The organism is Sphingopyxis sp. A083 (assembly GCF_001468495.1).
GTDB lineage: Bacteria > Pseudomonadota > Alphaproteobacteria > Sphingomonadales > Sphingomonadaceae > Sphingopyxis > Sphingopyxis terrae.
Window position 1 is genome coordinate 104,285 of the sequence record NZ_LNSK01000003.1, and the last position, 13,943, is coordinate 118,227.

The following is a 13,943-nucleotide window of genomic DNA, read 5'->3' on the forward strand; positions in this document are numbered from 1 at the left end:
TCACGAGACAGTCAGAAAAAAGGAACTGTGCATGAGCGATTCGGCCGAAAAGGTTAAAAAGATCGTCGTCGAACATCTGGGCGTCGAAGCTGACAAGGTCACCGAAGAAGCGAGCTTCATCGACGATCTGGGCGCCGACAGCCTCGACATTGTCGAACTGGTGATGGCGTTCGAAGAAGAATTCGGTGTCGAAATTCCCGATGACGCGGCGGAAAAGATCGCCACCGTCAAGGACGCGATCGACTACATCGAAGCGAACAAGGGCTAAAGCGGTCCGGTCCGGCCCAGCCGGACGCGGCGGCGACGCTGCCCACGCGTTTCCGGCTTCCCGGTCCCGAGCGCTCGCGCGCAGTGGCCGGGAAGCTTTTTTTATGGGCATGTCCCGACAAGAATGATGCCGGGTTCCGCGAGGGCCGGAACCGACGAAAGGAAAGTCTATGCGCCGGGTTGTGGTGACGGGTTTGGGATTGGTGACGCCGCTGGGCGGAGACGTCGAAACCAGTTGGGCCAATCTGCTTGCCGGGAAGTCGGGCGCGGGAACGATCACCCGCTTCGACGCCTCCGACCAGAAATGCACGATCGCGTGCGAGGTCAAGCCGGCCGACCATGAATATGGCTTCGACGCCAACAAGCGCGTCGACCACAAGGTGCAACGGCAGGTCGATCCCTTCATCATCTATGGCATCGACGCCGCCGGACAGGCGCTCGAAGACGCCGGGCTGACCGAGATGGACGACGAGACAAAGCTGCGCGCCGGCTGCTCGATCGGTTCGGGCATCGGCGGCCTGCCGGGGATCGAGAGCGAAAGCCTGCTGCTCGCCGAAAAGGGGCCGGGCCGCGTCAGCCCGCACTTCGTCCACGGCCGCCTCATCAACCTGATTTCGGGTCAGGTCAGCATCAAATACGGCCTGATGGGGCCGAACCATGCGGTCGTCACCGCCTGCTCGACCGGCGCCCATTCGATCGGCGACGCGGCGCGGATGATCAAGGATGGCGATGCCGACATCATGCTCGCCGGCGGATCGGAATCGACCATCTGTCCGATCGGCATTGCAGGCTTTGCCCAGGCGCGCGCGCTCAACATGAGCTACAACGACCGCCCCGAACAGGCGAGCCGCCCCTATGACAAGGATCGCGACGGCTTCGTCATGGGCGAAGGCGCCGGCGTCGTCGTGCTCGAGGAATATGAGCATGCCAAGGCGCGCGGTGCCAAGATCTACGCCGAAGTCGTCGGCTATGGCCTTTCGGGCGACGCCTATCATGTCACTGCGCCGCACCCCGACGGCTTCGGCGCCTATCGGTCGATGGAAATGGCGCTGAAGAAGGCGGGAATGACGCCCGCCGACATCGATTATATCAACGCCCATGGCACGTCGACGATGGCCGACACGATCGAACTCGGCGCGGTGAAGCGCCTGTTCGGCGACGCGATCGGCGATGTATCGATGAGCTCGACAAAATCGGCGATCGGCCATCTGCTCGGCGGTGCCGGCGCGGTCGAGACGATCTTCTGCATTCTCGCGATCCGCGACCAGATCGTGCCGCCCACGCTGAACCTCGACAATCCCGACGAGGGGACCGAGGGCGTCGACCTGGTGCCGCACAAGGCGAAGAAGCGCGCGGTGAAGGCCGCGCTCAACAATAGCTTCGGTTTCGGCGGCACCAATGCGAGCGTGATCGTCAAGGCACTCGATTAAATCTCTCTGTCGCGCCGGCCTGCTCTCCGGGCAGGCCGGCTGACGCATGAACGAGGTGGGATTTTGGTGCGTACCCTTCTGACCATCTTTCTCGCGCTACTGCTTGCGGCCTGCTCCGGCGGCGCGCCGCGCGATACCGTGGTCGTTATTCCGCCGGGTGCCAGCATCGCCAAAGCGGGCGAAATATTGGAAAAGGCGGGCGCAACCTCGGCCACCGGTTTTCGCAACCGCGCGCGCCTCTTCGGCTCCGACGCTCCGATCAAGCCCGGCGAATATGAGGTGAAGAAGGGAATGGGCGCCGGCGACATCCTGCGGATGATGCAGGAGGGCCGAACCGTCCAGCGTTTCGTGACCGTCCCCGAAGGCATGCCGTCGATCATGGTGTGGGAGCGGCTGATGGCCGAGCCGCGCCTGACGGGAACGGTCGCGGTGCCCGCCGAGGGCAGCGTGCTGCCCGACACCTATGCCTTTACCACCGGCGAGAGCCGTGCAGCCGTGGTCGCGCGGATGCAGGCCGCGATGACCAGGACCTTCGACGCGCTCTGGGCCAAGCGGAGCCCGCGCACCGCGGCAAAGGACCGCAACGAAGCGATCACGCTGGCGTCGATCGTCGAAAAGGAAACCGGTGTTGCGGCGGAGCGCCGCACGGTTGCCGGCGTCTACACCAATCGCCTCGCCATCGGGATGCGGCTGCAGGCCGATCCGACGATCATCTATCCGATCACCAAGGGCAAGCCGCTCGGTCGCCGCATCCTGCGCTCCGAAATCCAGGCGGTGAACGGTTATAATACCTACGCCATGGCCGGGCTTCCCAAGGGGCCGATCGCCAATCCCGGCAAGGCGTCGATCGCCGCAGTGCTTGACCCCGAGCCCAATGAGTATCTCTATTTCGTTGCGAAGGGCGACGGTGGCCACGTCTTTGCGCGCACCTTGTCCGAGCATAATGCCAATGTGCAGAAATGGTATGAACTGCGCCGCGACAGGGGGGAGATGTAGCGATGACCGGGGGAATGACCGCGAAGCTTTTCCTGCACGGCGTTCCCGACAGTCCGGCGATCTGGAGTCCGCTGCTGGATGCTCTGGCGCTGGGTGATACGCCTGTCGCCGTTCCCGCGCTTCCCGGCTTCACCGGGCCGCTTCCCGCCGGTTTCGCTGCAACGAAGGAGGCCTATGCCGATTGGGCGACCGGCGAGGCCGCGGCGCTGGCGGCGCAGCATGGACCCGTCGATATCGTCGGTCACGACTGGGGCGCGCTGATTGCGCAGCGCGTCGCGATGCTGCGCCCCGACCTGATCCGGAGCTGGGCGGTTTCCAATGCGGTGATCGATCCCGACTATCGCGGTCACCGGGTCGCGCGCATCTGGAACACGCCGCTGCTGGGCGAAGCCTTCATGGCGATCAGCCGTCCCGGCGCGCTTGCCCGCGGACTGATCGACCAGGGCGTTCCGGCCGACATTGCGCAGGAAGAAGCGGCGCAATGGGCGCTCAAGGACAAAAGGCGCGCGATCCTGAAACTCTATCGATCGGCGCACGGGCTCAGTTTCGCGCACGACTGGGCGCTCGACCTCGATCGCTTGCCGAGCGCGGGGATGCTCGTCTGGGGGGCGGGCGACCCCTATGTCGAGCTTTCGGTGGCGCAGCGGTTCGCGGCGAATCGGGCGATGCCGCTGACGATCATCGGGGATGCGGGACATTGGGCGATTGCCCAGCGGCCGCACGCGGTTGCGGCGGCGCTTCACGCTTTCTGGAACAGCCTGTAAGCGCACGCGATTTTTCCTGATCGTTTCGGGCGATCATTCTGAACCAATTAATCGATTGGATGCCGGACGCGCTTGGGCGCAGAGGCTGCGGCAGCGAGAAAGGGCGTCCCATGGACGACAGCGAACTCCCCTCCCGAGCTCTCCGTCCATCCCATCTCGCAAGCGGCGGCGCGGACACCCCCCCTCCCGCTCGCGTCGCTGGCGCCGCGCCCATCGTCATCACTGGAACGATGGGCGCGGCCGATCAGCGCTACTTCGATGCGCTGCGCCGCGCGCATTTCCCGCCCGAGCGCAATTACCTCTCGGCGCATATCACGCTGTTCCATCATCTGCCGCCGTCGCTGCTTGAGGAACTTGCGGCTCTGTTCCGCGCCATCGCCGCCGATACGCCGCCGCCGCGCGCGGCCGTGTCGGCTGTTTATTCGCTCGGGCGCGGGGTTGCGTTTCGGATCGACAGCCCGGACCTGATAGCGATCCGGGCGCGCATCGCTGATCGTTTTGCGGGACTGTTGACGCCGCAGGATCAGGCGACGCCGCGTCTGCATGTCACGGTGCAGAACAAGGTTGCGCCGCCCGAGGCGCGCGCCTTGCTCGCCGAGCTCGCGCGCGACTTTCGTCCGCGACCGATCGAAATCACCGGAATCGCGGCCCATCACTACCGCGGAGGGCCGTGGGAGGCCGCATTCGCAAGGAATTTTCGCGGGCCGCGCACATGATATTGACCGGACGCATGGCGCATCCTATAGGCGCCGCTCGCCCACGGGCGGCCTTTCGGGGCGGAGTAGCTCAGCAGGTTAGAGCAGCGGAATCATAATCCGCGTGTCGGGGGTTCGAGTCCCTCCTCCGCTACCAACCCGGATTGTCCACCAGTGACCCACTGAGGCCACTGGCAGACATTTTTCGAGGAAAATCAAATATTTTTCGCGTCCCGTTGCGTACGCCGGCGTCCCGGTGCGACCGGCTGCGGCCACCCACGGCGATTTGGATTGGGGGTATTTTGGGGGTATTTTTCGGCTGTCCCCAAAACAGGCGATACCCCCAGATGGCTTTGAAAGAACTTGAGGTCAAATACGCCACCAAGCGGCAGCGCCCCTACAAGCTGTCCGATGGAGAAGGCCTGCACCTGCTCGTCCAGCCGAACGGATCGAAGCTCTGGCGCCTGAAATACCGCTTCGACGGCAAGGAAAAACTGCTGAGCTTCGGCAAATATCCGACCGTCACGCTGGCGATCGCCCGCGAGAAGCGGACCGAAGCCAAGCGGCTGCTCGATCAGGGTGAGGACCCCGCCGAGGCCAGGAAGCGGGCGAAGAAGCAGAGGGCCGCGCTCAAGCTGTTCGAAGAGATTGCGCGGGCCTGGCACGCCAATCGTATTGAAGGGCTGGACTCGGCCCATGCCCTGCGCGTCATCAACCGGATGGAGCGCGACGTCTTTCCGGTCATCGGGAAGCGTCCGATCACGGAAATCGACCCGCCCGAGATTCTCGAGATGATCCGCGCGGTCGAAGCGCGCGGCGCCCTCGATATCGCCCGTCGCCTCAAGCAGAACGTCAGCCAGATCTATCGCTTCGCGATCGCGAGCGGCTGGGCGACCATCGATCCGACGCTCGGCCTCAACGATGCGCTCAAGCCCAAGCCGCCCGTCAGGCACATGGCGCGCGTGCCGCTCGCGGAGTTTCCGAAGCTGGTGCGAGCGATCTTCGCCTATGACGGCGAGGACACGCCGCGCCGCCGCGAGATCACCCGTGACGCGCTGCTGTTCACCTTGCTCACATGGGTCCGAACCAGCGAAACCCGCTTCGCGGCCAGGGACGAGTTCGAGGATCTCTATGGACCGAACCCGCTATGGCGTCTGTCGCCGGAGCGCATGAAGATGGAACGTGAGCATCTTGTTCCGCTGTCCCGCCAGGCCGCAATGATCGTTCAGCGCCGCTTGCAGGCGACGAACGATGCGTTCCTCTTTCCCGGAGCCAAGCCTGGAAAGTCTATTTCCGAGAACACCATGATCTATGCCTGTTATCGGATGGGGTATCTCCATCGGCAGACGGTACATGGGTTTAGGGGGCTCGGCTCGACCTGGGCGAACGAAGCCGAACGCTACAAGCCGGATTGGATCGAGATGGCGCTCGCTCACGAGGACGAGGATGAGGTGCGCGGCGCTTACAACAGTGCGCTCTATCTCACACCGCGAAGGCGGATGCTCCAAGACTGGGCCGACGTGATCGACGCGGCAACCGCAGTGTCGAATGTCGAGAAGAATCCTATCGAGTTCTCACAATTCATGCGCTGTTCCGCTCCCATCCAGCACCTGCCACCAAGCGACCAGAGACAGCCGTATTGGCAACGCCCCCTTCGGGCGGCTTCGCGATGAGCCTCAAAAGTCAGAACCGCCGATTTAGAGGCGCGGTTTTCTGCCATAGTTGTTAGAAATATCAGCTACTTAGATGCATCCGCGAATAGTAGAATGAACTCCAAGAAACCGTATCTCACTACATCTCATCATAGCTGATTCCCCTTGCAACTCGACAAGGGAAACCGCCGGGACCGCCAATTACGCCGATACATCGTCTGGAAGGGCTCGATTGGGGCGAGCAGAACGCGCGCATCCGTCCCGATGGACGCGCTCAGCGTGACTAATTCAATGAAATATATGGGGTTATTTGCGTCGCCACGAAGCGTCAGCGGTGCAGGCTCATCAGTCCTTAATCAATGAGTGGGAGGAATAGTTCGCCAACAAATTGAATTGGACGATGAGCCCCAAGGCGCGGCAAATGGCGCCACATCAAAAAATGCCGTGGGGAGGACAGTCATGGTCACAGCCTTTAGGACAAATTTGCTTTGTGCCACCGCGCTATCGATCGCGTGTGCGCTTGCAGTGCCGGCACATGCCCAGGACGCTGCATCGCAGGGCGAAAAGCCCGAGGCGCAGGAAGGTGGCCTTGAGACAATCGTCGTCACGGCGCAGAAGCGCGAACAGAATTTGCAGGATGTTCCAGCCGCCGTTTCCGCCATAGGCGGCGAGACGCTGCGCACGCGCGGCATCACGGAGACCTCAGACTTGATGGGCGCGATCCCCAGCCTGCAAGTCACCACTCCCTATGGTCGCACCCAACCGAATTTCTCGCTGCGCGGGATTTCAGTGGCGAACGAATTTTCCGCCTCCACTGCGTCGCCGGTTGGCGTCTATGTCGATGAAGTCTATCAGAGCTTCCGGGCGAGCCATGGCCTGCAACTCTATGACATCGACCGGGTCGAGGTACTGCGCGGACCGCAAGGAACACTCTACGGTCGCAACACCACGGGTGGCGCGATCAGCTTCTTCACGCGCAAGCCGGATCTGGGAGAGGCCAATGGCTATCTGACCGCCGGCTATGCCAATTACGACACTTTCACGGTGCAGGGCGCCGCTGAAGCGACGCTGGTTCCCGACATCTTGGGCGTCCGCGTCGCCGGTACTTTTGCAAAAGGGGATGGTTGGCAGCGCAATGTACTGCCTGGGAATGAGCGCGACCTAGGGACCACCGATACGATCGGCGGTCGCATCTCGATCCGCTTCCGGCCCGATCCCGATCTCGACATCAATTTGAAGCTCTATGCCGCGAAGGACGATCCATGGGGCACCGCGCCCTATGCAGGTGGTCAACTCGCGGGCGGGCAGGATGCGCTCGGCTATTCGCGTTACGATCCGCAACCTTTCCTAGGCGGGCGGTTGCTGCGTGACAATGAGGTCGCAGTTGATCGGGTAGGTAAGAACATCAGCAAGTCGAAAGGGATAGCCCTCAACATCAAATGGGATGTCAGCGACCAATTCTCCGTCACCTCGATTACCGGCTACGACACCGGCGACTATATCAACAATCCTGATGATTGCGATGGCGGCCCAGCCGATCTCTGCTCGATCGGCCTCACGTCGACGAGCAAGAATTTCAACCAGGATCTGCGTTTCAGCTATTCGAACGACCGCCTCGATATCATTGCCGGCCTTTATTATGGCAGGGACAAGGTCAAGTCGGTCAACTACCCGGACTTTTTCGGGGCGCTGAGGCCGCTGCTGCTTGGCGCCGGTCTTCCGGGCAGCTACAATAACGCCGCAATCGGAACGCCCGACGCGATCCGCTATATCCCAGCCTTTGCCGCCAATCCGGCGTTGGGGCCTGGCGATGCCGGATTCTGCGACGCGATCGAGATCAATCCCAACGGCTTCCTTGATGCACGCTCGCTGATTGCACTCCAGACCGACATCGCGATCAATAATACGGGCAATGGCGGCATGGGGGGTAGCTTTTCGGCGGGCTGCGCCGGGGCAGGCGCGCCTCCGTTCACCCCGATCCTCGGCGAACAGCGTTTTGACGTGTCGCGCCCCTCGAAGGCGATCTACGGCGACGTAACCTGGAAAACGACCGAGCGGCTGACCGTGGCGGTGGGTGCACGCTACACCCAGGATAAGGTCAATTACCTTAACGGCAGCACTTTCCTCTATGCGCTCGACGGTACGACGCCGGTTGTCAACCTGATCCCCTACAGCAATCCATACAACCCCAATCTCGCGCCGCTTGAGCAGCGCGAAAAGGCAAACAGGCTAACCGGCCGTATCAATGTCAGCTATGAGTTCGCCGATGATATCATGGGCTATCTCCAGTACAGTCGCGGTTACCGCAGCGGCAGCTTCAACGGGCTTGCCTATCAGGGCGTCAATCAAGTCTATTATATCCAGCCTGAAAAGGTGAATGCATATGAGGCGGGGCTCAAAACCCGGCTGTTCGATCGCCGCGTCCAACTTAACCTCGCGGGCTTCTACTACGAGTATTCGAATCACCAAGTAACGCAGGTGGTTGGCGCTACAACCTTCACGCGCAGCGCCAATGGTCGCCTGTTCGGTGGCGAGGCCGAACTCGCCTGGCAGGTGGCCGATACGTTGCGTTTCGATGCTTCGCTGGGCTATCTCAACAGCAAGTACAAAGGCAATGTGATCGATCCGGCAAACCCGGCAAGCCCGACATTGAACGTCAACGGCAATCCCTTCCCGAACGCGCCGGAGGTTACGTTCCAGGCCGGATTCGACTGGGATATGATCGATGACGGCACCAACAAGCTGACCTTGCGCGGTGATGCGTCCTACATGGGCAAGTACTATTTTGATCCGTTCAAGAATTATGGGCAGACACCGTGCGATACACCCCCAGCGGGATCGAACATAACGCTCGCGGGTAAGGCGATTACATGCGCAAATCCGGGCTACTGGCTCGCCAATGCGCGATTAACCTATGCGCACGACAATATGTCGGTTAGCTTGTGGGCGAAGAATCTGTTCGACAAATATTACTACACCTACGGCCTCAACATGAACGTGTTCGGCTACGATTATCTGAACCGCGGCATGCCGCGCACTTATGGCGTCGAAGCGACAGTCAAGTTCTGATCGCTGCTGCGACGGGGGCGGCGGGCATCCTCTCCCGCCCGCTGCCCCCGATTTTTCGACCTGACTTTCAGACCGAGGAGTATCCATGATGCGTTCCACCGGCAACGGTCCCTCATTCATCGGCACGGCGTACAGAATCGAGCGCGCTGCGATCACTGAGATCGGCGCAGCTGAAAGCACCGCCCAGGCGAGCAGCGCCGAGCGGCCGGCGCGCCTCCGGACGATTTAACGTGGATGCGTCTTGGAACAGAACTGAGCTGGAACGAATTTTCGCGACCCAACGCGAAGGGACGCGTGAGCAGGTTTCGCGCAGCTACGAAGAACGCATGGACCTGCTCGGGCGCCTTGGCCGGATATTTGAGCAGCACAGAGACGAATTGGTCGATGCCGTTGCCGCCGATTTCGGCATTCGATCCCGCTACGAGACTATCCTGCTCGACCTGATGCTTGGCATATCGGAAATTAAATTTGCGCGCCGCAATCTGAAGACGTGGCTGAGGCCGCGGCGGGTGAAGACTGACATCTTCGGCCTTCCCGGTTCATCGCGCCTGGTCCCCCAGCCCCTAGGTGTGGTGGGCGTTCTCGGCACGTGGAACTATCCGCTCGGCACCATATTCGTTGGCGCGGCCGGTGCATTGGCGGCCGGCAACCGCGTGATCGCAAAGCCGAGCGAAGTTTCCGCCAACGCCGCCGAAGCCAGCGAGCGGCTTGTGCGCCGGTATTTCGCCGAAGAGGAATTCGCGATTGTCCAGGGCGGGCCCGACATGGCACAGGCGATGACGGCCCTACCTTTCGACCATATTCTCTTCACCGGTTCACCCGCGGTTGGCCGCAAAGTCTATGAAGCGGCGGCTGCCAACCTTACACCTGTTACTCTGGAACTTGGCGGCAAATGCCCTGCCATCGTGGGCAAGGGTGCATCGCTTGCACAAGTCTGTGAAAGCTTAGTGTTCGGCAAGCTGCTCAACGCCGGCCAGACCTGCATCGCCGCTGACTATGCCTTCGTCCATGTCGATCAGATGGAAAGCTTCGTCGCCGCACTCCGCGCTCAGGTTGCCAAATGCTACCCCAACGCGGCAAGCAACCCCGATTTCACCAGTATCATCAATGACCGACAGTTCGCGCGGCTCCAAGGTTTGCTCGATGATGCCGAAGCCAAGGGCGCGACGGTGCTCAACCTCTCGGACAACGGCGATGGAACGCTTCCTGAACGGCATCGGATCGTGCCGTTGGCGGTTCTCGACGTTACCGATGACATGGCGATGATGCAGGAGGAGATTTTCGGACCGATCCTGCCGATCATGCCATATCGCTCCGAAGACGATCTCATTCGCTACGTAAACCGGCATGAGCGCCCGCTGGCGCTCTATTATTTTGGCGACGAAAGTGAGGAACGGCGCAAGATCATTTCCGAAACGCACGCTGGCGGCGTGACTCTCAACGGCACGGTCATGCACGTCTTCCAGCGCCGGCTGCCTTTCGGTGGCATCGGACAGAGCGGCATCGGTGCCTATACCGGCGTCGCCAGTTTCGAGCGCTTCACTCATTACAAGCCGGTGTTCTCTCAGCCGAAACTCAGCCTGCTTGGTCAACTTCTGCCACCCTATTCGAGCAAGACCGAAGGACTACTCAACATCTTCGAAAAGATCCTCTGACGTGGCTGCGGCGGTTGATGCTGGCATGTTGCATGACGCCGGGTCGCCAGCATGGGTCGAATGACAAGGGAAGCAAATGGCTGACTATGTAATTATTGGAGGTGGGTCGTCGGGCGGCGTTATCGCCAGCCGGTTGTCCGAGGACCCCGATGTCACCGTTTGCCTGCTCGAGGCAGGCGGCCCAGGCACCTCGCCGCTTGTGTCCACGCCCGGCGCTTTTGCGGCGCTGATCCAAGACTATCGGATCAATACGCTCAACTGGCGGTTCAACACCGACCCTTCAAAGGCGCTCAACGACCGCCGCCTCTACAATCCGCGCGGGAAGATGCTGGGTGGATCGAGCGGTATGAACGGGATGGTCTATATCCGCGGCGACCGGTCGGATTTCGACCACTGGGCCGAACTCGGCAACGACGGCTGGGGTTACAACGATGTCCTGCCCTATTTCCGCAAGGCTGAGAATAATGAGCGCGGTGAGGATGAGTTTCACGGCTCGTCGGGACCGCTTCACGTATCCAACGGCAAGCGCGAATTCGATGTCTATGATGCTTTCATCGAGGCGGCGACTGGACTGGACCATCAAGCCAATCCGGACTTCAATGGGGCCAGCCAGGAAGGTGTCGGCATCTATCAGTTTACCGTGAAGGACGGGAAGCGCGCCAGCGTGAAGGCGTGTTACCTTGATCCGGTGATGGGCAGGCGCGGCAACCTCCGCGTCGAAGTACATGCCCGCGTCCATCGTATCAGGTTTGAGGGCAACCGCGCGGTGGCAGTCGAGTATTCCCAGGACGGGCAGTTGAAGACGATCCCGTGCGAAAAGGAAGTCATTGTCAGCGGCGGCGCCTATAATTCGCCCCAACTGTTGATGCTTTCCGGTATCGGACCGCGTGATGAGTTGGAGAAGCATGGAATCGAAGTGATTCATGATATTCCCGGTGTCGGCCAGAATCTTCACGACCATCCTGACCTGATGCTGGTCTACCAGTCGAAGAAGCGGCTCGGGATCGCACTCAATGTCGTTGGCGCGATCAAGACCGTGCGAGACCTATTCCAGTATCTCACGCAAAGGAAAAGCTGGCTGGCATCGCCGCCCACGGCTGCAGGCGGTTTCTTGCGATCCGCGCCGGGGCAGAACCGGGCGGATTGCCAGGTCCATGTCGTGCCGCTCGCCTATCGCGACCATGCGCGCGACTACAAGCTGATGACGAAATGGGGCTATACGATCATTCTCAATATTGGGCGCCCAAAGAGCCGCGGCTGGGTTGCCTTACATGACTCAAACCCCGAATCCGATCCCAAGATGGACCTCAATCTCTTGAGTCATCCCGACGACCTCAAGACGTTGCGCAATGCCTTCCGTGTCGTGCAGGAGATCCTGCATTCGGATCGCATGAAGGCGATGATGAAACGGCCTCTCTATCCTGACCGCTACCTTGAAACTGATGAAGAGATCGACGCCTATATCCGGGCAGAAGCCAATCATGCTTATCATCCGGTGGGAACATGCAAGATGGGCACCGACGAGATGGCGGTGGTCGACAACCGCCTGCGCGTTCACGGCCTCGCAAATATCCGCGTGGCCGATGCCTCGATCATGCCATCAGTCGTCAACGGCAACACCAATGCAACCTGCATCATGATCGGCGAGAAAGCCGCCGACATGATCCGGCACGATAATATGAGCAGCAAGAATAGCATCGCAGAATATTGAATTGGACGATTGGATCAATGCTGCAGACACAGATGCTTACGAAAAGAAGTCCGGAGAGGCCTATCGCATGTCAGTTTATTATGTGTCGACTGCGCCATTGTGGGCGAGCGCCTTAGAGGAGCGCGGCTGATGGACGTCCGTACGCAAATACGTCGCGCCGCACGTTATTTCGCCCAGCAAGAGGCTCTCGTTCACGGCCACAGGCGGTTGACTTTCTCGGAAGCCTGGTTGCGCGGCGTGAAGCTCGCAAATGCTCTTGCGGAGTGCGGCCTTCAACCGGGTGACCGGATTGCTACGCTGGAGAAGAACTCCATCGAGGCCGCCGACATCATACTGGCGGCTGCCATTGGAAACTATACGCGTGTTCCTCTCTATGCGCGCAACCGATGTGAAGCGCACGCCCATATGATCGCGAGTACCGGATCTCGGTTGGCGCTGGTCGATGAGGCATTGGCTTCGGAGTTGGCGGGGCTGGATGCCCAAGCTCCGACGCTTGAGCGGATCATTATCCGCGATCACAACTATGAGAATTGGTTGGCGACAGCCTCGGACCGGGATCCTGATCCCGTCGTCGCGCCGGAGGACTATTGTGTCATCCGCCACACCGGCGGCACGACGGGCAAACCCAAGGGCGTTGCCTATCGGCACCGTTCATGGATGACGATCTCCGCCGCATTTTTCAGCATCGGCCCCCAAGTGGCCCCAGGGGATGCCATTCTGCATGTCGGCCCGTTGTCCCATGCATCGGGCTTCCTGTTCGTGCCGGCCTGGTATTGCGGCGCCCGCAACGTGATGATGGACGGCTTCGATCCAGCGTCCTTTCTTGACACTCTCGAGCAGGAACGGATCAGCCATGCCTTTGTAGCCCCCACCATGCTCAATGCCATAGTGCATCACGACGGGGCATATGGCCGCCACTTTCCGAATTTGAAGTTTCTGCTGAGTGCTTCAGCGCCGATCTCCGAGCCGACGCTTCGCAAGTCGTGCCAGATATTCGGGAATCATGTTCTTCATTCGGGCTATGGACAGACCGAAATCCTGCCCATCGCGTCTATGGGGCCCAACGAGTGGTTCGGCGAATTTGAAGGTTCTGCCCCAATTCGGGCGGTCGGACGTCCCATGAGTGGCGCCGATATCGAAATCCGTAACGAGGACGGAAAGGTGCTGGGACCAAACGAGCCCGGCGAGATCGTCGCACGGTTCGAAAATGGCCAGATGGAGGAATTCTGGAACGATCCGGAGGAAACCGCCCGGCGCATGGAAGATGGCTGGGTCAAAACCGGCGATGTCGGCATGATCGACACAAACGGATTTTTGTATCTGCTCGATCGCAACAACGACATGATCGTGTCAGGCGGCTTCAATATCTATCCCACCGAAATCGAAAACGTAATTGCCGACCATCCCGGTGTACTCGAGGTCGCGGTCTTTGGCGTGCCCCATGAAAAATGGGGTGAAACGCCGCTTGCAATGGTGCGTGTCAAGCCCGGAGCACAAATCACGGAGACCGAGATAATAGATTTGGTGCGCCAGCGTCTGGGCTCCGCAAAAAAGCCAAGCAAGGTCGTTTTTACCGCCGAGCCACTGCCGTTGAGCAATGTCGGAAAGGTGCTTCGTTCAAAGCTTCGAGAGCCCTATTGGGCGGGCCAGGACCGGCGCATTTCGGGGGCATGACCGACGCAGCCATCCTAGCCACATCCTCTA

11 protein-coding genes and 1 tRNA gene are annotated in these 13,943 nt (G+C 60.6%); all 12 read left to right on the plus strand.

All coding sequences use genetic code 11. The features are described 5' to 3' along the window. Window positions 1-31: 31 nt before the first annotated feature. The 12 genes from ATE59_RS07850 (at window position 32) to ATE59_RS07900 (ending at window position 13,913) form a co-directional block, all read left to right on the plus strand. Window positions 32-268, plus strand: a complete 237-nt coding sequence (locus tag ATE59_RS07850) for an acyl carrier protein (RefSeq protein ID WP_003039428.1) — start codon at window positions 32-34, stop codon at window positions 266-268. A 169-nt stretch (window positions 269-437) separates the two neighbouring features. After that, complete coding sequence (fabF, locus tag ATE59_RS07855; protein WP_058811978.1) at window positions 438-1,697, plus strand: beta-ketoacyl-ACP synthase II; 1,260 nt, start codon at window positions 438-440, stop codon at window positions 1,695-1,697. A gap of 63 nt (window positions 1,698-1,760) precedes the next feature. Further along, window positions 1,761-2,693: an endolytic transglycosylase MltG gene (mltG, locus tag ATE59_RS07860; protein ID WP_058811979.1), complete on the plus strand. Its 933-nt coding sequence runs from the start codon at window positions 1,761-1,763 to the stop codon at window positions 2,691-2,693. Window positions 2,694-2,695: 2 nt separating this feature from the next. Then, window positions 2,696-3,457 (plus strand): alpha/beta fold hydrolase, encoded by a 762-nt coding sequence (locus ATE59_RS07865; RefSeq protein ID WP_003039409.1) that lies wholly within the window; start codon window positions 2,696-2,698, stop codon window positions 3,455-3,457. 230 nt (window positions 3,458-3,687) lie between these two features. Next, entirely contained in the window at window positions 3,688-4,173 is a 486-nt protein-coding gene (locus ATE59_RS07870; RefSeq protein ID WP_003039406.1) for a 2'-5' RNA ligase family protein, read from the plus strand. Between the two features lie 59 nt (window positions 4,174-4,232). Then, window positions 4,233-4,309, plus strand: a tRNA-Met gene (locus ATE59_RS07875). A 190-nt stretch (window positions 4,310-4,499) separates the two neighbouring features. Then, complete coding sequence (locus tag ATE59_RS07880; protein ID WP_081095415.1) at window positions 4,500-5,825, plus strand: tyrosine-type recombinase/integrase; 1,326 nt, start codon at window positions 4,500-4,502, stop codon at window positions 5,823-5,825. A 372-nt stretch (window positions 5,826-6,197) separates the two neighbouring features. After that, complete coding sequence (locus ATE59_RS07885; RefSeq protein ID WP_231737208.1) at window positions 6,198-8,873, plus strand: TonB-dependent receptor; 2,676 nt, start codon at window positions 6,198-6,200, stop codon at window positions 8,871-8,873. A gap of 85 nt (window positions 8,874-8,958) precedes the next feature. Next, window positions 8,959-9,102: a hypothetical protein gene (locus ATE59_RS17780; RefSeq protein ID WP_011415058.1), complete on the plus strand. Its 144-nt coding sequence runs from the start codon at window positions 8,959-8,961 to the stop codon at window positions 9,100-9,102. Between the two features lies 1 nt (window position 9,103). Continuing rightward, window positions 9,104-10,528 (plus strand): aldehyde dehydrogenase family protein, encoded by a 1,425-nt coding sequence (locus ATE59_RS07890; RefSeq protein ID WP_067678632.1) that lies wholly within the window; start codon window positions 9,104-9,106, stop codon window positions 10,526-10,528. A 76-nt stretch (window positions 10,529-10,604) separates the two neighbouring features. Next, entirely contained in the window at window positions 10,605-12,239 is a 1,635-nt protein-coding gene (locus tag ATE59_RS07895) for a GMC family oxidoreductase (RefSeq protein ID WP_082657348.1), read from the plus strand. 129 nt (window positions 12,240-12,368) lie between these two features. Next, window positions 12,369-13,913, plus strand: a complete 1,545-nt coding sequence (locus ATE59_RS07900) for a class I adenylate-forming enzyme family protein (protein ID WP_026108915.1) — start codon at window positions 12,369-12,371, stop codon at window positions 13,911-13,913. The last annotated feature ends 30 nt before the right edge of the window (window positions 13,914-13,943 follow it).